12 protein-coding genes are annotated in these 22,080 nt (G+C 73.6%); 7 read left to right on the forward strand and 5 right to left on the reverse strand.

The features are described from left to right. Nucleotides 1-154: 154 nt before the first annotated feature. From AA23TX_RS15845 to AA23TX_RS15865, 5 genes are all read right to left on the reverse strand, one after another. On the reverse strand, nt 155-1,249 hold the full coding sequence (locus tag AA23TX_RS15845) for a J domain-containing protein (RefSeq protein WP_155543282.1): 1,095 nt from the start codon (nt 1,247-1,249) through the stop codon (nt 155-157). A 412-nt stretch (nt 1,250-1,661) separates the two neighbouring features. Then, nucleotides 1,662-3,245 carry an AMP-binding protein gene (locus AA23TX_RS15850; protein ID WP_155543283.1) on the reverse strand — a complete coding sequence of 528 codons (1,584 nt, stop codon included), beginning with the start codon at nt 3,243-3,245 and terminating at the stop codon, nt 1,662-1,664. 149 nt (nt 3,246-3,394) lie between these two features. Beyond that, complete coding sequence (locus AA23TX_RS15855) at nt 3,395-4,105, reverse strand: transporter substrate-binding domain-containing protein (protein ID WP_155543284.1); 711 nt, start codon at nt 4,103-4,105, stop codon at nt 3,395-3,397. Nucleotides 4,106-4,154: 49 nt separating this feature from the next. Further along, a complete protein-coding gene (locus AA23TX_RS15860) occupies nt 4,155-5,189 on the reverse strand; it encodes an aldose epimerase family protein (RefSeq protein WP_155543285.1) in 1,035 nt (344 codons plus the stop codon). Nucleotides 5,190-5,254: 65 nt separating this feature from the next. Continuing rightward, nucleotides 5,255-6,490: a PucR family transcriptional regulator gene (locus AA23TX_RS15865; RefSeq protein WP_155543286.1), complete on the reverse strand. Its 1,236-nt coding sequence runs from the start codon at nt 6,488-6,490 to the stop codon at nt 5,255-5,257. A gap of 258 nt (nt 6,491-6,748) precedes the next feature. Between AA23TX_RS15865 and AA23TX_RS15870 the strand changes: the two genes are divergently transcribed. From AA23TX_RS15870 to AA23TX_RS15900, 7 genes are all read left to right on the forward strand, one after another. Beyond that, nucleotides 6,749-8,743: an MMPL family transporter gene (locus AA23TX_RS15870; protein WP_155543287.1), complete on the forward strand. Its 1,995-nt coding sequence runs from the start codon at nt 6,749-6,751 to the stop codon at nt 8,741-8,743. Further along, complete coding sequence (locus AA23TX_RS15875) at nt 8,740-10,137, forward strand: MFS transporter (protein ID WP_155543288.1); 1,398 nt, start codon at nt 8,740-8,742, stop codon at nt 10,135-10,137. Before AA23TX_RS15870 ends, AA23TX_RS15875 begins: the two co-directional genes overlap by 4 nt. Before the next feature lie 92 nt (nt 10,138-10,229). Then, nucleotides 10,230-11,957: a fatty acyl-AMP ligase gene (locus tag AA23TX_RS15880; RefSeq protein WP_155543289.1), complete on the forward strand. Its 1,728-nt coding sequence runs from the start codon at nt 10,230-10,232 to the stop codon at nt 11,955-11,957. Continuing rightward, the gene (locus AA23TX_RS15885) at nt 11,954-18,241 is read left to right on the forward strand and encodes a type I polyketide synthase (RefSeq protein WP_155543290.1); all 6,288 of its coding nucleotides are present in this window, start codon (nt 11,954-11,956) and stop codon (nt 18,239-18,241) included. Before AA23TX_RS15880 ends, AA23TX_RS15885 begins: the two co-directional genes overlap by 4 nt. Further along, entirely contained in the window at nt 18,241-19,818 is a 1,578-nt protein-coding gene (locus AA23TX_RS15890) for an acyl-CoA carboxylase subunit beta (RefSeq protein ID WP_155543291.1), read from the forward strand. Before AA23TX_RS15885 ends, AA23TX_RS15890 begins: the two co-directional genes overlap by 1 nt. A gap of 11 nt (nt 19,819-19,829) precedes the next feature. Beyond that, a complete protein-coding gene (locus tag AA23TX_RS15895) occupies nt 19,830-20,798 on the forward strand; it encodes an alpha/beta hydrolase (protein WP_155543292.1) in 969 nt (322 codons plus the stop codon). A 44-nt stretch (nt 20,799-20,842) separates the two neighbouring features. After that, entirely contained in the window at nt 20,843-22,057 is a 1,215-nt protein-coding gene (locus AA23TX_RS15900) for a lipase family protein (RefSeq protein ID WP_230862513.1), read from the forward strand. The last annotated feature ends 23 nt before the right edge of the window (nt 22,058-22,080 follow it).

Below are 22,080 nucleotides of genomic sequence, written 5' to 3' on the forward strand. Positions count from 1 at the left end.
TGCCCCCGGGCCGACGGCACCAGCTCCCGCGACGCGGACCGGCCCGGCGAGCGGCATGCACCGCACCCGATGCGGCGCCGGACCTCCCACCGCGCAACCCGGCCCCTCGGGCGGCAGCACGCGCGGCCCGTCTTGCGCCGCCCGCCGACGCGGCTCAAGCCGCCCGGCCGCCCCCGCCGACGACCTGGTCCCGCATGGTCCGCAGCGCTGAATGATCCACTGTGGACGGATCGGCCGCGAGCCACTCGCCGATCTCGTGCAGGAACTCCTCCGGCGTCATCGGCGCCGTCGGCAGGTCGCCCGGGTCGGCCGTGGTCAGGTCGCCGCTGCGGCTCGGGTACACGATCATCGCTCCGCGCAGCGCCACGCCCGGCAGCAGATCACGGTACGCGGCCAGGCTCTCCGCCAGCCTGCTGCCGCCGCCGCGGAACGGGCGGCCGTTGCGCAGCAGCCTGCCGTCCTCGGCCGTCTCGTAGTGGCCGGGCAGCCACAGCTTCGACTCGATCAGCACCAGCCGCTTGCCGCACAGCACCGCGTGGTCGACGTCGGCGAACACCGAGCCCGGCCACGCGAGCCCGTGGAAGATGCGGGCGCCGGGCAGCCGGGTCAGGTAGGTCTCGAGCAGGTCGGCAGTGAGGCGTTCGGCGAGTTCGTCGCGCTCGGTGCCGGGGGCGCCGAACACTGTGCGGCCGCCGAACTCCTCCGCGTACGCCTCGCGGGCCTTGTTCGCCCGCAGGTAGCCGCGCGCGAGGCGCTGGACGAGCAGCGCGGTGCTCGCGGTCAGCAGCAGCCAGACGATGAGCACCGGCGTGCTGAACCCCACCCCGGTGACCAGCGGCAGCAGCACCAGCACCATCCCGCCCACCGCGGCGACGACCGGCGTGTGCCCGGGTCCGCGACGGCGGCCGTGGCGCATCCGGGTGTCCTGCCCGGCGAAGTGCCACCAGTCGAGGTCTTCGGCGTCCAGGTCGGGCAGGTCGGGGACGAACCCGGGCTCGTCCCCGAAGCGCCGCCGGGGCCGCGGCCGGACCGGGACGGGGACCACCGTCGCGCCGCCGGAGTCGTACCGCGCGCGGGCGACGGGGTCGCCGAGGACCTCGTACGCTTCGCGGAGCAGCCGGAACGTGCCGACCGTCCCGCCGCCGTCGGGGTGCATGGTCTTCGCCAGCCGGCGGTAGGCCGTCTTGACGTCGGCCGCCGTGGCGTTCCGGCGGATGCCGAGCACCTCGTAGTAGTCGACCTCGGGCACGCGGGCGTTCACCTCCGGATGGCTGCGCGAAGACTTTATGGGACCGGGATTCCGGGTCGCGCACCGGCTCCGCGGCGCGTCGGGGTGATGCTCCTCCGGCGCAGGTCAGTGCGGGGTCAGGACTTCTGCCGACGGCGGCGCCCGGTCCGCCGGCGCGTGACGAGACCCCGGACGGGGGTTTCCGGGGCGTTTGCTGTGGTCCGCAAGTGTCCATTGAGGACTTCGTGTCACCCGGAAGTGTTGCCACGGCGCGAATCAGCCGGGCGATGGTGACTTTTCGTAGCCGGGAATCACTCGAAGAGACGCGAACACGTGTTCGAATCCGTGGCTAGGATGGAGCCATGTCCCCGGCATCCCCCAGACGTGACGGGCCCACCGCCACCCCACCTCGGCAGCGGGCCCGTCACCCCCGTCACCGCTCGCGCAGCAGGAAGCGCTGGAGCTTCCCGCTCGCGTTGCGCGGCAATGCGTCGAGGAACCGCACCCGGCGCGGGTACTTGTACGGCGCCGCAACGGCTTTGGCGTGCTCTTGCAAGGCCTGCGCGAGGGCTGGGCCCGGGGTGGCTCCCGGTCGCGGCACGACGAAGGCCGTCACGACCGCGCCCCGGTCCGGGTCGGGCGTGCCGACCACCGCGCACTCGTCGACGTCCGGGTGGCTCAGCAGCACTTCTTCGACTTCGGGAGCCGCGATGTTGTAGCCGGAGGAGACGATCATGTCGTCGCTGCGCGCCACGAACCGGAAATAGTCGTCGGGTTCGCGGACGTAGGTGTCACCGGTGATGTTCCAGCCGTCGCGCACGTAGTCGGCCTGCCGCGGATCTTCGAGGTAACGGCAGCCGGTGGGGCCCTGCACGGCAAGCAGCCCGGGCGTGCCGTCGCGCACGGGCGTGCCGTCGACGTCCAGGACGGCGGCGCGGAAGCCGGGGACGACGGTGCCGGTCGTGCCGGGGCGGGCGGCGTCGTCGGCCGCGGAGATGAAGACGTGCAGCATCTCCGTGCTGCCGATGCCGTCGATGAGCGGGCGGCCGACGAGGTCGCGGTACTGCTCGGCCACGGCGGCGGGCAGGGCTTCGCCGGCGGAGACGGCGCGGCGCACCCCCTTGAGCAGCGGGCCGTCGCCGGAGCCGAGGATCGCGCGGTAGGCGGTCGGCGCCGTGAACAGCACCGTCACCGACCGCTCGGCGACGATCGAGGCCAGTTCCTGGGGGGTGGCGCGTTCCAGCAGGAGCACGGACGCGCCGGCGTGCAGCGGGAAGACGAGGAGGCCGCCGAGGCCGAAGGTGAACGCGAGGGGAGGGGTGCCGCAGAAGAGGTCGTCCGCGGTGGGTCGCAGCACGTGCCTCGAGAACGTGTCGGCGATGGCGAGCAGGTCGCGGTGGAAGTGCATCGTCGCCTTGGGTGTCCCGGTGGTGCCGGAGGTGAAGGCGAGCAGCGCGACGTCGTCGGCGGCGGTCGGCACGTCGTCGAAGGTCGCCGGGTGCCGGGCGCAGCGTGCGGCGAGCTCGGCGCCGTAGGAGACGACGGGCAGGCCGGGTGGCAGCTCGTCGAGCAGGTGCTCGTCGCACAAGGCGACGGCCGGCCGCGCCCGGTCGGCGATCTTGTCGAGCTCGTGACGGCGCAGCATCGGCATGGTCGAGACGGCGACGGCGCCGGCCTTGAGCACGCCCAGCCAGCAGGCCGCCAGCCAGGGCGTGTTGGTGCCGCGCAGCAGCACGCGATTTCCGGGCACCACGCCGAGTTCGCCGGTGAGGACGTGGGCGATCCGGTTGGCCCGCGCGAGCACCTCGCCGTAGGTCCAGCTGTCCTCGAGGGACCGCAGGCAGGGCCGATCGGCGCCGAAGCGCTCCACGGCACCGTCGAGCAGGGCGGTGGCGGCGTTGAGGCGGTCGGGGTAGGCCAGCTCGGGCAGGTCGAAGACGAGCCGCGGCCACTGCTCGGCGGGCGGCAGCCGGTCGCGGCAGAACGAGTCGGTGTGAGCGCTGGGAGTAAGCCTCATCGCAGCTCCTCGGATCGACCTGGACCACGAGAAACGTAGCACTCGTTGCGACCGTCGAGAAGACGCTATGTCGCACCGATGACGGCGGCAACGAGAAAGCGATATCACTCCGTCGACCGGGGGAAGCGCAGAGTGACGGCCGCCACGGTCTACGCGGGCGGCGCCACCGTGGCGTCCGGCTGGTTCGCGCGGCGCAGGGCGTCGGCGACGAACCCGTTCGCCTTCAGCTCCTCGACCAGCTCGCGCAGGAAGGCGACCGTCTCGGGACGCCGGGCCGGCGTGGTCCCGACGGCCTGCTGGATCTGCATGAACCGCTCGGAAATCACCCGTGTCCCGGGGTGCGAGGAGACGTAGGAGGTCATCGGCTGCCGGATCCCGGCCGCCACCTCCAGCCCCTGCGCCTCGAACGCCGCCACCCCGTCCGAGCCGCGCACGATCGTCGCCCGGGAAAGCGTCCGGGTCAGGTAGAGGTCGTACGCCGACCCCTCCTTGACGCCGATCCGGACGCCCGGCCGGTCGACGTCCTCGGGAGCGTGGAACGGCGAATCCGCTGGGACCACGTACACGCCCTCGATGACGACGTACGGCGCCGTGAAGGCCACCGAAGCCGCGCGCGCCGGCTCGATCGCCAGGAAGCAGAGGTCCGCCGCGTCCGAGGTCAGCGCCTCGAACGACTTCCGGGCCGCGTCGAAGCAGACGAATTCCACCGGCACGTCCAGCCGCGCCGCGACCTCGCGCGCGAGGTCGACGGTGACACCGCCGGGCGCGTCGGGCGTCCCGTGGGCGAGCACCGGGTTCCCGAGGTTGACGGCGGCGCGCAGCACACCGGTGGGCGCGAGGTCGGCGGAAAGATCTCCCATGACCGGCGAGGGTAATGGCGAGAGCGGCCGGAAAAGGCGGGAATGTCGTTCACGCCACCGGCGGCCGGTCCGCCGTCGTCAGCTCGAAGACCGTCTCCTGGTGGTAGACCTCGCCCGGCCGGAGCACCGTGCTCGGGAAGTCCGGCCGGTTCGGCGAATCCGGGAAGTGCTGGGCCTCCAGCGCGAACCCCGCGCCGGGACGGCCGAGGTGGTTGCCCGAATAGAACTGCAGGCCCGGTTCGGTCGTCCACATCGTGAGCAACCGGCCGGACGTCGGCTCCCAGGCCCGGGCGGCGAACGGCGCGCCGTCGTCGAGGACCCAGTTGTGGTCGTAACCGCGCCCGATCGCCAGCTGGGGGTCCGGGTCGCCGAGGCGGGCGCCGATCGTCGTCGCCCGGCGGAAGTCGAACGGCGTGCCCTCGACCGGCGTCGGATCGCCCACCGGGATCAGGTTCTCGTCGGTGGGGCAGAACGAGCCGGCGGCGATCGCCAGCGAGTGGTCGTACACGTCACCGCCGCCGGCCAGGTTCCAGTACGTGTGGTTGGTCAGGTTGACGACCGTCGGCGCGTCCGTGGTCGCGCGGTAGGTGATGCGCAGCCGCGGGTCGAGGCGGTACGTCACCTCGACCGCGAGCCGGCCGGGGTAGCCCTGGTCGCCGTCCGGGCTGACCAGCGTCAGCCGCAGGCCGCCGGGGACCGGCCTCGCGGACCACACCCGCGTGTCGAACCCGGCCGGGCCGCCGTGCAGGCTGTTCTTCCCGTCGTTCACCGGAACCCGGTGCAGGACACCGTCGAGGGCGAACGCGCCGCCGGCGATCCGGTTGGCGAACCGGCCGATCACCGCGCCCAGGAACACCCGCGCGGCGCCCGGCTGGTTGTTCGCGAAGTACCCGTCGAGGTCCGGATGACCCAGGACGACGTCGGCCCGCCGCCCGGACAGGTCCGGGGCTTCCACGGACTGGATGACGCCGCCGTAGTCGAGCACGCGGACCGTGGGCCCGTCGGGCCGGGACAGCGTGTACCGGTGGACGTCGGTGTCGCCGGCGCGGCCGAAGAACTCCCGCGTGAGTTCGGTAAGCGTCATCGACGGGCCTCCCCAGCACTGTTAGCGCTAACAGCATGGAGGACGCCGCACCGCGCGGTCAAGGGTCACTGCTCGCCCGGCGGCGGCGTGCCCAGCAACTGGTGCGCCCGGAGGGTCATCTGGATCTCCAGGCGCTGCGCCGGATCCGTCAGCCGGTCGCCGAAGAGGTCGCTCAGCTGGCTCACGCGGTAGCGCACCGTCTGCGGGTGGACGCCCAGTGCCTGCGCGATGTCCGGCGTGTTCCCGTTGTGCTCCAGCCAGCTCAGCAACGTGTCCGCCAACCGGACCTGCTGCTTCACCGTCAGGCCCGCGAACGGTGCGAGGGTCTTCGCCGACAGCTCGTCGAGCAGGAACCGGTCCAGCAGCAGCCAGTGCGTCGCCAGGTGGTCGGCCGTGTGCGTCACCGCGCCGTCGCCGACCAGGCCGCGGCGGACCAGGTCGAGCGTGCGGCGCGCCCACCGTGCCGACGTCGCCGCGTCGGCCGGCCGGACCCGGGGGCCGACGGCCGCGCGCCACCCCGGCAGCCGACCTTCGAGACCGCGCAGGTCGCGGTCCGGGTTCGGGGTCAGCAGGCAGGGCTCGGTGCCTTCGAGGTCGAGCAGGACGTCGTCGGCGACCTGGGGAGCCGGGGTCAGGTGCTGGTCGCTGCGCGGGTCGAGCGCGACGACCGTGACCCACTTCGGCATGGCCCACTTCGCGGCCTCGGCCATCGTCGCGATCGTCGCCGGGGACGACGGCGGGCTGGCCAGGAGGAGTTCGAGCAGCCGGCGGCGACGGCGTTCGAGCGTGCCGGTCGCCATCGCCTGCGCCAGGGTGTACCCCTCGACGGAGTACGACGAAATCTCTTCCACGTAAGCGAAAATCGCCTCCGCGCCGACGCACAGCACGGCAGCGGGGAAGCGGTGCGCCTGGCCCAGCTCCGCGACGTATCGCCACGCCGCGCGGCCGCCCGCGCGGTACGCGGCCTGGAGCGAGTTCAGGCTGCCGCCGTCGTGGTGAACGCGCTTTCCCACCTCCCGGAACAGCTTCGGCCAGTTGTCCTCTGTGGACGGTACGGTGTCGATGCTGTCTATGCAGCTGAGCACGGCCTGCTCGATCGCCAGCACGATCATCTTCCCGAACTCGCCCTCGAGGGGCTTGGCGTACTCGGGCACGGCCCGCTGGATCTCTTCGAGGATCCGCCGGGCGATGGGGTCCGCGTGCGCCCGGAACCGCCGCGCGAGCTCGGTGGGCAGCGAGCACCACAGCTGCTGCGCCCGGCCGGTGCCGCGGGGGTGCGGGACGGTGATCGTCCGGGTCATGGCCACCCCTTTCCGCTTCGGCGCGAAGGGTCATGTACTCACACGGAAACGAGATTGGCAACCGCCGGGCCTGCGTCCGGACCCGGTTCTGTCATGCCGGGGCCAAGGGTCGCACACATCTTTGTCACGCGTCCGACAAGCGGCGGAACACTCACGGCCGCAAGGGTTTCCGGAATTCGATTTGTGATCCCGGCCCGTATCTTCGCGGCCCATTCCGTTGTTAGCGTGATCAACAGGGGTGTGCGGAAGGAGAACGGGATGACGGCCGTCGTTTCGTGGTGCTTCCGCTGGTCCGGCCTGGTCGCGGCACTGTGGCTGACGGCGCTGGCGGGGCTCGTCGCCGCCGTCCTGCACACCGGCGCGGACTTCCGCGACACGGTGGACCTGCCCGCCGCCGACAGCACCGCCGCGGCCCGTCTGCTGCACCGCACCGGCGCCGAAGAACGCGTGGTCGTCCACGTGCCGGACGGCCCGGTCGACACCGGCACCGGCCGCGCCCGGCTCGCCGCGTTCGCCGCCCGGCTGGCGACGATTCCGCACGTCGTGGCCGTGGGCCCGCCGCCGGGCCAGGTGTCGGCCGACCACCGGACCGCGGTCCTGCCCGTCCGGTTCGACGCGCCGGCCGCCGACCTCGGCCAGGGCACCGCGGACGCCTTCGCCGACGTCGTCCGCGGTGCCGGCGACCTCACCGCCGGCGCGACCGGAGAGCTGGCCGCGATGACGGCGGCCGCGCCCGACCTGGGCAACGCCGCGATCGGCCTGCTCGCCGCGGCCCTGGTGCTGCTGGTGACGTTTCGCTCGGCGGCGTGCGTCCTGCTCCCGGTCGTCACGGCGTCGGTGTCCGTCGGCTGCGCGCTGGCCGCGGTCACGCTGTTGTCGCACGTCATGACCGTCCCGAAGATCAGCACCGAGATCGCCGCGCTGCTGGGCCTCGGGGTCGGCGTCGACTACGCGCTGTTCGTGCTCACCCGCTTCCGGCAGGGCCGCCGCGAAGGCGCGGAAACCGCGGCGGCACTGGCCGTCGCGGCGGCGACGTCGGGTCGCAGCGTGGTCTTCGCCGGGGTCACCGTCTGCGTCTCGCTGGCCGGGATGCTGACCGTCGGTCTGCCGTTCCTCGACGGGATCGCCGTCGCCGCCGCGGTTTCCGTGCTGCTCACCGCGACCGCCGCGCTGACCCTGCTGCCCGCGTTGCTGCGGCCGGTGGCGGCGCGGATGCGGATCCCGGCGGAGGGGAGCGGCCGCCGCTGGGCCGGGCTCGCGCGGTCGGTGACCGGGCGGCCGGGTCCGTACACGCTCGCCGCGGTGCTGGTCGTGGCCGTGCTCGCGCTGCCGATGACCGGCCTGCGGTTCGGCGTGCCGGACGCCGCGCTCGACCCGCCCGGCAGCGTCACGCGGACGGCCGCCGAACTGCTCCGGGACGGGTTCGGCCCGGGCGCAGACGCTCCGCTGCTGGTGGTGGGCACCGGCGACCCGTCGCTGGGGACGCTGCGCGAGGCGCTCCTCGCCCGCGCCGACGTCGGCCCGCCCGCGACGCTGCCCCACGGCGGCTGGCTCCTCACCGTCACCCCGCGCACCGCGCCCGGCGACCCGGCCACCGGCGAGCTGCTGACCTGGACGAGGGCGATGGTCACGACGATCGGCGGCCCGGACACGCACGTCGGCGGGCTCGTCGCGGCCCGAGCCGACTTCTCCGCGGCCATCACCGCGCGGCTCCCGCTGTTCCTCTTCAGCGTCGTCGGCATCTCGGTGCTGCTGCTGGCCTGGGTGTTCCGGAGCGTGGTGATCCCGCTGACGGCGGCGGTGATGAACCTGCTGACCGCGGCCGCGACGACCGGCGCGGTCGTGTTCGCCTTCGGCGGGCCGATCGAGCCGTACCTGCCGGTGTTCCTGTTCGCCGGCCTGTTCGGCCTGTCGATGGACTACGAGGTCTTCCTCATCGCGCGCATCCAGGAGGCGTGGCGCCGCCGCGGTGACACGCGGGCCGCGGTCGTCGAGGGCGTCGCGGCGACCGGCCGGACCATCACCGCGGCCGCGCTGATCATGGCGCTGGTGTTCGTGGCGTTCGCCTTCGTGGACGCGCGTGTCGTGCGGGAGGCCGGGACCGGGCTGACCGTCGCGGTGCTCTTCGACGCGGTGGTCGTCCGGTGCGTGCTGGTCCCGGCGGTGATGGCGTGGTTCGGCGAGGCCAACTGGTGGTTCCCGCGGCGCTCGCGCGCCCCGGCCGCCCGCGAACTGGTGGGGAGCGCGCGATGACCCGGCGGACCCTGGTGCTGATCGCGCTCGGCGCCTTCGTCACGACCCTGGACAACACCATCGTCGCGGCCGGCGCGCCCTCGATCGCCCGCGATCTCGGGCTCGACCTCGGGACGCTGCAGTGGGTCGCCCTCGGCTACATGCTCCCGTTCGCCGGCCTGCTCCTGGTGGCGGGCACCCTGATCGACCGCTGGGGCCGGCGCCCGGCGCTGCTGGCCGGGCTGCTCGCGTTCGGGATCGGCGCGGCCGCCGGCGGGCTCGCCGGGGCGACGAGCCTGCTCGTCGCCGCCCGGGTGCTGCAGGGCGCGGCGGCCGCGTTCCTGGTGCCCGGCCTGCTCAGCCTGCTGCGGTCGAACCTCGACGCGCGGGGCCGGACGCTCGGCGCCGCCGTGTGGACCGCGTGCCTGGCCGCCGCGCTGGCGCTGGGCCCGGCGCTCGGCGGGCTGCTGAGCGAATACCTCGGCTGGGCCTGGATCTTCTTCGTCAACCTCCCGTTCGTGGCGGCGATGCTCGTGCTGCTGCCGGGGACGGTGCCGGCCGGCCGCGAACCGCCTGGACCGCGTCCGGCGATCGGGGCGATGACCGTCGTGACGGCCAGCCTGGTCCTGCTCACCGCGGCGCTCGTCGAACTCGGTGAGAACCCTCGGGCCGGGGTCGCGCTGCTCGCCGCGGGCCTCGCGCTCGGCGCCGGGTTCGTGCTCCGGGAGCGCCGGGCGCGTGACCGGCTGGTGCCGGCGGACCTGACCGGCAACCGGGTGTTCGCCGGCTCGCTCGCCGTGCAGGTGCTGTGGGGCCTGGGGATCTCGGGCATCGTCTTCTTCACGCCGTTGCTGCACCAGGAGTTCCTCGGTCTCGACCCGGTCCGGGCGGGGTTGCCGCTGGCCCTGGTCGCGGTCGCCGTGGTGGCCGCGACGCCGCCCGTGCCGTGGGCGGTCGCCCGGTTCGGTCCACATCGGACGGTCGGCGCCGGGCTCGCCGTGGTCGCCGGCGGCCTGCTCGCGCTCGCCGCCGTGAACCACCTCCCGGCGATCGGCCCGCGGGTGCCCGGGCTGGTGCTGATCGGGGCCGGTTCGGCGTTCACGACGCCGTTGACGTCGCACGCGCTGGACGTCGTGGCCGAACGGCGGTCCGGCACGGCGTCCGGGCTGCTCACGGCGTCGCGCGAGCTGTCGAGCGCACTGGGGGTGGCGCTGATCGGCGCGGTCCTGACGGCGGTCCGGGCGATCCGGCTCGACGCGGGCGCGCCGGCGGGAGTGGCGCTGGCCACGGGGTACACCGCCGGCCTCCTCACCGCGGCCGGGTTGACGCTCGCCGGCGCGCTGCTGGCCGTGCGCGTGGTGGGCGGCCCGTCCGCCGCGACCTCGTCGCCGCGTGACAAACGCGCGGTGCCGTAATCCGTGTGCCGGTGAGTATCGGAATTCCCTTGATTGACAACCGTCCCGGAGCAGCTATTCACTGCGCCGGTAAACGCTATCTGCGAGGAGCCATGGAAACCATTTCCCAGCCGGTTCCCGTCACCGGGGAAACCATCGACGACCGTGCGTCCTTCGCGACCCTCCTGGGCCGGTGGGCCCGGGTGCTCGGCGACGAGGCCGCCGTGACCCACCTGGACCACCGCGCCGGCGGGGACGGCCGGGCGGTCACGCTCACCTGGCGCGAGCTCGACGAGCGGGTCAGCGCGGTCGCCGCGCGGCTGAGCGGGATCGCGGTCGCGGGGGACCGGGCGGCGGTGCTCGCCGGGCAGTCCGTGGACTACGTCGTCGCGTTCCTCGGCGCGATCCGCGCGGGGCTGGTCGCCGTGCCGCTGTTCGCTCCCGGCCTGCCCGGGCACGCGGGCCGGCTGGTCGCGACGCTCGCCGACTGCGCCCCCCGCGTCGTGCTCACGACGACCGGCGACCTCGACGCGGTGCACGCCTTTCTCGCCGGTGCGGCCGCACCGGCCGTGGTCGCCGTCGACGCGCTGACGCCGGCCGAACCGCGGGACTGGCTTTCGCCGGATCCGGACGCGGTGGCGTACCTGCAGTACACGTCGGGTTCCACGCGCTCGCCCGCCGGGGTCGTGCTGACCCACCGCAACGTCCTGGCCAACGCCCGCCAGGCGTGCACCGCCTACGGTGTGGAGAGCCGGACGACCTCGACGGTCAGCTGGCTTCCGCTCTTCCACGACATGGGCCTGATCCTCGGCATCGGCGCGCCGATGGTCGGCGGCATGGCGTCGGTGCTGATGGATCCGCTGGCGTTCCTCGAGCGGCCGTCGCGGTGGCTGCGCGCGCTGTCGGCCAGCCCGGGTGCGATCAGCGCGGCGCCCAACTTCGCCTACGCCTACTGCGCATCGCGGGTGTCCGACGCCGAGAAGAGCTACCTGGACCTGAGCCGGGTCGTCTCGCTGATCAACGGCAGCGAACCGGTGCTGCCGGCCACGATCGCGAAGTTCGAGGCCGCCTTCGCCGAATGCGGGCTGCGGCCGGAGGTCCACCGGTCGTCCTACGGCCTGGCCGAGGCCACCGTGCTCGTTTCCGTGTCCGACGCCGGAAAACCGGCCCGGCAGGTCACGTTCGACCGCGACCGGCTCGCCGCCGGGACCGCGGTGCCGGCCGCGTCCGGGTCGACCCTCGTTTCGTGCGGCCGCCCGGCCGGGCAGCGCGTGCGGATCGCCGATCCCGGCACCGGCGAAGCTCTCGAGCCCGGCGAGGTCGGCGAGATCCGGGTCAGCGGCCCGAACGTCGGTCGCGGCTACTGGGGCCGGGACTCGTCGGCGACCTTCGGCCTGCCGCCGCTCGACCCGGAGACCGGCGAGGGCTGGCTGGCGACCGGGGACCTCGGCGTGGTGTTCGAGGGCGAGCTGTTCGTCACCGGCCGGCTGAAGGACCTGGTCGTCGTCGACGGCCGCAACCACTACCCGCAGGACGTCGAGCAGACGGTGGAGGAGCACCCGGCCGTCCGGCCGCACTCGGCCGCCGTCTTCGCGATCGGCACCGACGGCGGGGAAGCCGCGGTCGTCGCGCTGGAACGCGCCAAGAACTCCGACGCCGACGTCGCCGAGGTGACGGCCGCGGTGCGGTCGGCGGTGTCGGCCGGGCACGGCCTGCGCCTGCACGACGTCGTCGTCCTGGCGCCCGGGGAGGTGCCCCGGACGTCCAGTGGCAAGATCAGCCGGGCGCACAGCCGGGCGTCCTACCTGGACGGTGCGCTGGCCGGGCGGCGGCTCGGATGACCACGACGGACGCGGTGCGCGCGTGGCTGCTCGCCCGGCTCGGCCCGGTCGACCCCGACCGGCCGCTGAACGAGACGGGACTGTCCTCACGGGACGCGACGGCCCTCGCGGCCGACCTCGGGCAGTTCGTCGGCCGGCCCCTGGACGTGACGCTCGTCTGGCAGTACCCGACGATCTCCGCGCTGGCCGCCCATCTGTCCACAGGGGAATCATCGCCGGTCGCGCTGCTCCCGGACGCCGTCGACGAGCCGATCGCGGTCGTCGGCCTCGGCTGCCGGCTGCCGGGCGGGATCGACTCGCCGGAGGCGTTCTGGCGGTTCCTCGAGGCCGGGGGTGACGGCATCGGCGACGTCCCCGAAGGTCGCTGGGAGACGTTCGCGCCGGCGTCGGACCTCGCCGGGTTGCCGCTGCGGGGCGGGTTCCTCGACGACGTCGCCGGGTTCGACGCGGAGTTCTTCGGCATCACCCCGCGCGAGGCCTCGGCGATGGACCCGCAGCAGCGGCTCCTGCTGGAGGTCGCGTGGGCGGCACTGGAGCACGCCGGGATCCCGCCGTCCGGGTTGCGCGGCAGCCGGACCGGTGTCTTCGTCGGGCTGTCGGCCACCGAGTACAGCTCGCTGACGATGACCGACGTCGGCGGCGTCGACGTCTGGTCGGGCACGGGCGCCGCCGCGAGCATCGCCGCCAACCGGCTGTCGTACCTGCTGGACCTGCGCGGACCGAGTCTCACGCTCGACACGGCGTGCTCGTCGTCGCTGGTCGCGGTGCACCAGGCGGTGCAGAGCTTGCGGTCCGGGGAGAGCGAGCTGGCGCTGGCCGCCGGGGTGAACGTGTTGCTGTCGCCCGGCATCACCGCGGGCTTCCACCGCGCCGGGGTGCTGGCCGCGGACGGGCACTGCAAGCCGTTCGACGCGGGCGCCGACGGCATCGCGCGCGGCGAGGGCTGCGGGGTGGTCGTGCTGAAGCCGCTGCGGGCGGCGCGCCGGGCGGGTGACCGGGTGCTGGCGGTCCTGCGCGGCAGCGCGGTGAACTCGGACGGCCGGTCCAACGGCATGACGGCACCCAACCCGCTGGCGCAGGCCGATCTGCTGCGTTCGGCCTACGCGGCGGCCGGCGTCGATCCGTCCTCTGTGGACTACGTCGAGGCGCACGGGACGGGTACGCCGCTGGGTGATCCGCTGGAGGCGGGAGCCTTGTCGGCGGTGCTCGGGCGCGAGGCCGGTCGTCCGCTGCTGCTGGGGTCGGTGAAGAGCAACCTGGGCCACCTCGAAGGAGCGGCGGGCATCGCGGGGCTGCTCAAGGTGGTGCTGGCGATGACGCACCGGCGGCTGCCGCCGAGCCTGCACTTCCGGGAACCGAATCCGCACATCGACTTCACCGGGCTGCGGGTGGTGACGTCGGGCACGGATTGGCCCCGCTACTCGGGGACGGCGCGCGCCGGGGTGTCGGCGTTCGGCTTCGGCGGGACCAACGCGCACGTCGTGGTCGAGGAGTGGCCGGCGGCGTCGTTCCCGGTGCGGGTGGACGGGGTCGAAGGGCCATCGGTGTTCGCCCTGTCGGCCCGGTCGGCGGAGGTGGTGCGGGCGCGGGCGGCTGAGCTGGCGGAGTGGGTCGAGAGGTCGTCGGTGCCGCTGGCGGCGGTGGCGTCGACGCTCGCCCATCGGCGCGAGCACCTGCCGGTCCGTGGCGCGGTGGTGGGGGAGAGCCGTGAGGAGGTGGTGGCGGGGTTGCGGGAGCTGGCCGCGGGCGGCGGTCTGTATGGGCAGGGGTCGGTGGGTGGTCTGCCGCGGCTTGTCGTGAGTGAGAAACAGTGTTCTAACCCTGTTTCTCACTCACGACCGGCCACGGGAGAGCCCGAGGTGGTCTTCGTCTTCTCCGGCTACGGCTCCCAGTGGTCCGGCATGGGACGTCGGTTCCTGGGCTCCGAACCCGCCTTCCGCGCCGAGGTCGAGGCGCTCGATCCCGCCTTCCGCGCCGAAACCGGCGCCTCCCTCCGGGACCTTCTCGAGCGCGAACCCGGCGACCTCGCCACCACCCAGCTCGCCCTCTTCGGCATGCAGCTCGCCTTGGCCGCGCTCTGGCGCGCCCACGGCGTCACGCCGGCCGCGGTCCTCGGCCACTCCATGGGCGAGGTCGCCGCGGCCGTCGTCGCCGGGGCGCTCGACGTCCGCGATGGCCTGCGCGTCATGGCCACCCGGGCGCGGCTGCTCGCCGAACTCGACCGCAGCGGTGAAGGCGCCATGGCCGTCGTCGAACTGTCGCCCGCCGAGCTGGCGGACTTCCCCGAAGTCACCGTCGCCGTCTACGCGTCGCCCACCCAGTGCACCGTGAGCGGCGCCGCGGACCAGGTCGATGCCCTCGTCGAGCACGCCGAACGCGAAGGACGGCTCGCCCGGCGGCTCGCCGTCGGCGGAGCCGGGCACTCCGCCGCCGTCGACGCCGTGCTCGACCGCTTCCGCGGCGAGATCGGGACCATCCGGCCCGGGAAGCCGGAAATACCCTGCTACACCACGGTTCTCGACGATCCCCGGGAGACTCCGGCCTTCGACGTCGGCTACTGGGCCGCGAACCTGCGCCGTCCGGTGCGGTTCAGCCAAGCGCTGACCGCCGCCGCGGACGACGGGCACACCGTCTTCGTCGAAGTGTCCCCGCATCCCGTCGCCCTCGCCGCCGTCGAACAGACCACCGGCGAACACGCCCTGCCCTCCGCGAGCCGCCGGATCGACGAACGGGCCGCGTTCCTCACCAGCCTCGCCCGGCTGCACGTCCGCGGCCACCGCGGTGCCCTGGACGCCCGGCCCCGCACCGCGCCGGTCGACCTGCCGGGTCCCGTCTGGCGCCACGAGCGGTTCTGGCCGAAGCGCCGGACCCACGCCCACGGCGGGCACCCGCTGCTGGGTGTCCACATCGAACACCCGGACGGCCACCTCTGGCGCGGCGACGTCGGCACCGAGGCACTGCCCTGGCTCGCCGACCACACCGTGCGGGGGACTCCGGTGTTCCCCGCCACCGGCTTCCTCGAACTGGCGCTGGCCGCCGCGCGCACCGGGCGGATCCGCGACCTCGAGCTCCGCGAAGTCCTGACCCTCGGCGAGCACACCGAGGTGACGACCAGCCTCACCGGCACCGAGTTCGGCGTCCACGCGAAATCCGCGAACGGCGAGTGGGTCCGCCACGCGACCGCGAGGATCGACAGCGACGGCACTCCGGTGACCCCTCTGGGCGAGGTCACCGGCGAACCGCTCGACCTGTACCGCGTCCTGGCCGACCTGGGCCAGGACTACGGCCCGGCCTTCCGCGGCCTGCGTCGCGTCACCGCCGCCGGCGGGCGGGCCTCAGCGTCGATCGCCCTGCCCGACGCCGATCACCCCGCCTACCTGCTGCACCCCGCCCTCGCCGACGCCTGCCTGCACGCGCTCGCCGCGGCCGTCGGCGACGCGGACGCCCTCTACCTGCCGCTCACGATCGGCGAGGTGGTGCTCGCCGGCGAACCGCGGCGCGGCGTGCGCGTGGACGCCGCGCTCACGTCGAAGGACCCCTCCGGTGACGGCCTGCTCGGCAGCGTCCAGCTGGTCGACGCCGACGACGTCGTCCTGGTGGAGTTCCGCGACGTCTACTGCCGCCGGTTCCGCGACGCGGCCCTGGACCGGCTGCTGTTCGAGGCCACCTGGCAGCCGGTGGACCTGCCCGGCTCGCCGGAACGAGCGGAGCACTGGATCGTGCTGTCCGAAGTGGACGACGACCTCGGCACCGCCCGGCTCGGTGACCGGGCCGCGCTCACCGGCCTTCTCCGCGAAGGCGACGTGACGGCGGTCGTCGTCCTGCTCGGCGGCGAGGACACGCCGGATCCGGGGCGGGCCGCGGCCCGCGTCGGCACCCTTTCGGAGGTCGTCGCCGAGCTGGCCGAACTGCCGGCGCCGCCGAGGTTGTGGCTGGTCACCGCCGGGGCGCAGAGCGTCGAACCCGGCGAGCGCGGCGACCCCGACCTGGCCGCGCTGCGCGGGCTCGTCCGCGTCCTGGCCTTCGAGCACCCCGAACTGCGGGTGAGCGTCCTCGACTTCGACGCCGGCCCGGACCCGGCCCGCCTGTGGGTCGGCCAGCTGCGCGACGAGGTCCGCGCGGACGGGCCGGACGACGAGGTGGCCTGGCGCGAAGGCGTCCGGCACGTGCGGCGGCTGGGCCGGCCCGAGCCGGCTGACGCGGTGCGCGAGCCGGTCCGTGACGGCGCCTACGTCATCACCGGCGGGCTCGGCGGCCTCGGCCTGGTCGCGGCGAAGTGGCTGGCCGACCGCGGTGCGACGCGCGTGGTGCTGAACAGCCGCCGCGCCGCCCCCGCGCCGGACCTGGGGATCGACGTCCGCGTCGTGCCCGGCGACATCGCCGGGCCCGGCACGGCCGAGGCGCTGGTCGCGGCGGCCGTCGACGGGGGTGTGCCGCTTCGCGGGGTGCTGCACGCCGCCGGAGTCCTGGCCGACGGCGCCGCGATCAGCCTGGACACCGGCGCGCTCGACACCGTCTGGCGGCCGAAGGCGCAGGGCGCCTGGCGGCTGCACGAGGCGACCGCCGGGAACGACCTCGACTGGTGGCTCGTGTACTCGTCGGCGGCCGCGCTGTTCGGCTCGCCCGGCCAGGCCGCCTACGCCACGGCGAACGCGTGGGCCGACGCCCTCGTCGCGTGGCGCCGGGCCCAGGGTCTCCCGGCGGCGACGATCGGGTGGGGCGTCTGGGGCGAGGTGGGCGCCGCGGCCGGGTCGCGCAACCCGGTGCTCGAACCGCTCGGCACCGGGGAAGCGCTGTCGGCCCTGGACGTCGTCCTCGCGCGCGACCGGGCGGCCACCGGAGTCGCCCGCGTCGACGCCGAAACGGTGCTGGAGCTGTTCCCGCGGCTGGCCGACCGGCCGTTCTTCGGACTGTTCACGCCGCGGACCGGACCGTCCACCTGGGACGGACTGGACACGGTGCGGACCCGATCACCCGAGATCGCGAGAAAAGCGATAGCCGACCACCTGGCCGGGATCATCGCGGGACTGCTGGGCTACGCCGAGGTCGAACGGGACGTGCCGCTCACCCGGCTCGGCCTCGACTCGCTGTCGGCGATGCGCGCGCGGGGCGCGGTGGAACGCGACTTCGGCCTGCCCCTGCCGATCCCGCTGCTCCTGCGCGGCGCCAGCCTCGCCGAGCTGGCGGGCCACCTCGCCGAGCAGGCCGGCTTCTGGACGGCGAAAGCCGAAGCGGTGACGGCCGGGCCGCGCGATCCGGCCGAACGGTGGGTCGCCCGGCACTGGCGGGCCGAGCTGGGCGGCCCGGAACCCGGCGTCCACGACGACTTCTTCGCCGTGGGCGGCGACCCCGGGCACGCGAGGCGGCTGCGAGCGGTGTTCGCGGAGCAGCTGGGTGCCGTGCCCGCCGTGGAACGGCTGTTCGCGACACCGACCGTCGCCGCGATCGCCGATCTGCTGCGCGCGGAACTGGAAGGTCACGGCGGTGGCCCGGTGCGGCTGCTGCGCGACGGCGTCGGCGAGCCGGTGTTCCTGTTCCACCCGGCCGGCGGCCCGACGAGCGTGTACCGCGAGCTGGTCCGGCTGCTGCCGGAAGGCCAGCCGGTGTACGGGTTCGAGCGGATCGACGACGAGGACACGGTCGAGGCCAAGGCCGCCTGCTACGTCGAGCTGATCCGCGAGATCCAGCCGCAGGGGCCGTACCGCCTGGGCGGCTGGTCGTTCGGCGGCTGCCTGGCGTACGAGACGGCGCGGCGGTTGGACGGGCCGGTCGACCTCGTGTTCCTGATCGACACGATCCTGCCGCTGCCGGCGCCCGGGAAGCCGGCCGACCTGCTGCTGGACCGCTTCGACCGGTTCGCCGAGCACGTGTCGCGGACGTACGGCGTCCCGTTCGCGATCCCGCGCGACACGCTGGCCGGGCTCGACGAGCACGCGCAGATCCGGTGGGTGATGGACAGTCTCGCCGAGACGGTCCCCGACCTCGGCGCCGGCGTCCTGCGGCACCAGTACGAGTCCTATGTGGACGCCCGGGTGGCCGAGCGGTACGCCCCGGAGCGGTACGACGGGCGAGTGCTGCTGCTGCGCGCCCGGGATCCGCACCCCCTGACGACCACATTGGACCCCCGCTACCTGCGCACGGACGACACCCTGGGCTGGGACGAGTACTGCCCCGGCCTCGAAGTCGCCCGCGTCCCGGGCGACCACGTCTCGATGATCGACCCGCCGCACGTGACCGCGCTGGCCGCCGAGCTGGCGGCTCGACTGGGAGTGGGGGTGCGGTGATGGACGACCTCACGCCGACGACGGCGTTCCGGATCGCCGACCTCGAGGCGCGCCAGGACGAAGCCGTCCGGATCGCCGAGAAGCGGGCCGTCGACCGGCAGCACGCCAAGGGCAAGCTCACCGCCCGGGAACGGATCGGGCTGCTGCTCGACCCCGGTTCGTTCGTCGAGCTCGACCAGCTCGCGCGGCACCGGTGCGGCGAGTTCGGGATGGACGCCAACCGGCCCTACGGCGACGGCGTCGTCACCGGGCACGGGACCGTCGACGGACGGCAGATCTGCGTCTTCTCGCAGGACTTCACCGTCTTCGGCGGCAGCATGGGCGAGGTCTCCGGCGAGAAGGTCCTCAAGGTGATGGACCTGGCCATGTCGCTCGGCTGCCCGGTCGTCGGGATCAACGACTCCGGCGGCGCGCGCATCCAGGAGGGCGTCGTCTCGCTGGCCTACTACGCCGAACTCGGCCGGCGCAACGCCCACGCGTCCGGGGTGATCCCGCAGATCTCGATGATCATGGGCCCGTGCGCCGGCGGCGCCGTCTACGCGCCGGCGATCACCGACTTCACCGTGATGGTCGACGAAACCTCGCACATGTTCGTCACCGGCCCGGACGTCGTGCACGCCGTCACCGGCGAGCGGGTCACCGCGCAGGAACTCGGCGGCGCGGCCGTGCAGAGCGAGGTCGCCGGCAACGCCCACCACCGGGCCGCCGACGAGCAGGACGCCATCGAGTGGGTGCAGACGCTGCTCGCGTACCTGCCCTCGAACAACCTCGACCCCGCCCCGGAGTACGCCGACGACACCAGCCCCGTCGTCACCCCGGCCGATCTGGAGCTCGACCGGCTCGTGCCCGACTCGCCGAACCAGACCTACGACATGGCCGAGCTGATCTTCCGGCTCGTCGACGACGGCGACTTCACCGAGGTGCACAGCGCGTTCGCCGCCAACATGATCTGCGCGTTCGGGCGAGTGCAGGGCCGCACGGTCGGCATCGTGGCCAACCAGCCGCGCCACCAGGCCGGCGTCCTCGACATCGACGCGTCGGAGAAGGCCGCGCGGTTCGTGCGCTTCTGCGACGCCTTCTCGATCCCGCTGGTGACCCTGGCCGACGTCCCCGGCTACCTGCCGGGCAGCGACCAGGAGCGCGGCGGCATCATCCGCCGCGGCGCCAAGCTGATCTACGCCTACTCCGAGGCCACCGTGCCGAAGGTGACCGTGGTCGTCCGCAAGGCCTACGGCGGTGGCTACGCGGTGATGGGCTCCAAGCACCTCGGCGCCGACGTGTGCCTGGCCTGGCCGACCGCGGAGATCGCGGTGATGGGCGCGGAGGGCGCGGTGCAGGTGCTCTACCGGCGTGAGCTGGCCGAGCTGCCGCCGGAGCGGCGGGCCGCGGCGCGCCGGCGGCTCACCGAGGAGTACCGCAAGCGCCACACCGGCCCGTACCTGGCCGCCGAACGCGGCTACGTCGACGAGGTCGTGACGCCGTCGCAGACCCGGCTGCAGGTCGCGCGCGCCCTGCGGACGCTGCGGACCAAGCGCCAGACCCTGCCGGCCAAGAAGCACGGAAACATCCCCCTGTGAAGGAGACTCCGATGAGAGCCACCCTGCTGATGCTGGCCGTCGTGGTCCTGCTGGCCAGTGGCGTGACCGCCGCCCAGGCGAGCCCGGTCGTGGCCGACGACGGCGCCAAAGTCGTCCAGGAGACCTGGCTCGACGCCCGGACCGTCGACCTGAAGATCGACTCCCCGGCGCTGGGCACCACCGGGATGGTCCGGCTGATCGTGCCGTCCGGCTGGGCGTCGCAGCCGACGCGGACGTGGCCGGTGCTGTTCCTGCTGCACGGCTGCTGCGAGCCGGTCGACTACCGGTCGTGGGACCAGTTCACCGACGTGAAGGCGTTCACCGCGAACAAGGACGCGCTCGTCGTGATGCCGACGGACGGCCCGGCCGGGATGTACACGAAGTGGTGGAACTTCGGGCTGTCGAGCAAGCCCGACTGGGACACGTTCCACACCGCGGAGGTCCGCCAGATCGTCGAACGCGGGTACCACGGCGGGACGCGCCGGGCGATCGCCGGGCTGTCGATCGGGGGCTACGGCGCGTTCGCGTACGCCTTCCAGCACAAGGGGATGTTCGCCGCGGCCGCGTCCTACAGCGGCGTGCCGAACACGCTCTACCCGGGGATCCCGGTCTGGATCATCGGCATCCTGGCCCGCGCCGGGATCTTCAACTACCTGAACCTCTGGGGCGACTCCTTCGGGATGCAGCCGATCTGGTCGTCGCACAACCCGTACGACCACGTCCAGGACCTGCGCGGGATGGCGCTCTACCTCTCCTGCGGCAACGGGCAGACCGGGCCGCTCGACCCGCCCGGGCAGTCCGACATCCTGGAACCGTCGGCGTTGCTCTCGTCCCGCAGCTTCACCGACAAGCTGCAGCAGGCGGGCATCCCGGCGACCGTCGACTACTACGGGCCGGGCACGCACAGCTGGCCGTACTGGCAGCGGGCCCTGCACAACTCGTGGCCGGTGCTGGCCGGCGCGCTCGGCCTCCCCGCCTGAGCCTTCCTTTGAATGATAGAGCTTTTCCCCCGATGGAGGTTGTGGTGAAGTCTGTCCTCTTGCGACGAGTGCTGTCCGCACTCCTGGGCGTCTGCCTGGCGGCGCTGGGCGTCGTGGCGGCGAGCCCGCCCGCCGGCGCGGTGGCGGCGCCGATCCTGCCCGGCCCGTTCGACGACTCGTTCTACACGGCGCCGTCGCCGCTGCCGGCCGGGAAGCCCGGTGACGTCCTGCGCTGGCGGCCGGCGGTGCCGCTGCTGAACGCCGCCAACGCCGACGCCTGGCAGGTCATGTACCTCTCGACCAACGCCCAGGGCCGGCCGGACGCGGTCACCGGGACCGTCCTGGTGCCGAAGGGCAAGGACCCGGCCACCGCTCCGATCGTGGGGTACGCCGTCGGCACCCAGGGCCCGGCGTTCAAGTGCACGGCGTCCAAGGCGATGGAGCGGGGCACGCTCTACGACCAGCCCGCCATCAACGACTCGCTGTCCAGCGGGTACGCGGTCGCGGTGACCGACTACGAGGGCTACTCGCCGGCGACCGTGCCGACCTACATCACCGGGCAGTCCATGGGTCCCGCCGTCATCGACTCGGTGCGGGCGGCGCAGAACCTGCCGTCCGCGCGGCTGGCCAAGTCGGCGAAGGTGATCTTCCAGGGGTACTCGCAGGGCGGCGGCGGATCGATGTGGGCGGGGGAGAAGCAGCCCTCGTACGCACCCGAGCTGAACGTCGTCGGCGTCGTCGCGGGTGGCGTGCCGGCCGACCTGACCGAGGTCGCCAAGGGACTCGACGGGTACATCGGGTTCGGGTTCCTCGCGTTCGCCGCGGTCGGGCTCGACGCCGCGTACCCGGACCTGAAGCTGGATTCGTTCCTCAACGACACCGGACGGCAGCAGCTCGGTGACGCGAAGAAGAACGCCTGCGTCGCGGAACTCCTGCTGAACTACTCCTTCAAGAAGATCAGCGACTACACGACGTCGAACCCGTTGAGCACGCCGCAGTGGCAGGCGCGGCTGGCGCAGAACAAGCTGGGCGCGAACCCGCCGCGGGTGCCGGTGTTCCAGTACCACGCGAGCACCGACGAGATCGTCAACACCCCGCAGGCCGAGACCCTGCACCGGACGTACTGCGCGGCCGGCGTCCGCGAACAGTGGCAGACCTACATCTCCGACCACGCCACGGGAATCCTGGCCGGGAACGCGGACGCGCACCAGTGGATCGTCAAGCGCTTCAGCGGGGCGCAGGCGCCGTCCAACTGCTGAGGAAGCCCGTGAACGGCACATCG

It is taken from the genome of Amycolatopsis camponoti, from assembly GCF_902497555.1.
GTDB lineage: Bacteria > Actinomycetota > Actinomycetes > Mycobacteriales > Pseudonocardiaceae > Amycolatopsis > Amycolatopsis camponoti.

Bases quoted from the DNA above. Each gene is read 5' to 3' on its own strand.
- AA23TX_RS15850 (WP_155543283.1), bottom strand. From the start codon at position 3,245: ATGAGGCTTACTCCCAGCGCTCACACCGACTCGTTCTGCCGCGACCGG.
- AA23TX_RS15855 (WP_155543284.1), bottom strand. From the start codon at position 4,105: ATGGGAGATCTTTCCGCCGACCTCGCGCCCACCGGTGTGCTGCGCGCC.
- AA23TX_RS15860 (WP_155543285.1), bottom strand. From the start codon at position 5,189: ATGACGCTTACCGAACTCACGCGGGAGTTCTTCGGCCGCGCCGGCGAC.
- AA23TX_RS15865 (WP_155543286.1), bottom strand. From the start codon at position 6,490: ATGACCCGGACGATCACCGTCCCGCACCCCCGCGGCACCGGCCGGGCG.
- AA23TX_RS15870 (WP_155543287.1), top strand. From the start codon at position 6,749: ATGACGGCCGTCGTTTCGTGGTGCTTCCGCTGGTCCGGCCTGGTCGCG.
- AA23TX_RS15875 (WP_155543288.1), top strand. From the start codon at position 8,740: ATGACCCGGCGGACCCTGGTGCTGATCGCGCTCGGCGCCTTCGTCACG.
- AA23TX_RS15880 (WP_155543289.1), top strand. From the start codon at position 10,230: ATGGAAACCATTTCCCAGCCGGTTCCCGTCACCGGGGAAACCATCGAC.
- AA23TX_RS15885 (WP_155543290.1), top strand. From the start codon at position 11,954: ATGACCACGACGGACGCGGTGCGCGCGTGGCTGCTCGCCCGGCTCGGC.
- AA23TX_RS15890 (WP_155543291.1), top strand. From the start codon at position 18,241: ATGGACGACCTCACGCCGACGACGGCGTTCCGGATCGCCGACCTCGAG.
- AA23TX_RS15895 (WP_155543292.1), top strand. From the start codon at position 19,830: ATGAGAGCCACCCTGCTGATGCTGGCCGTCGTGGTCCTGCTGGCCAGT.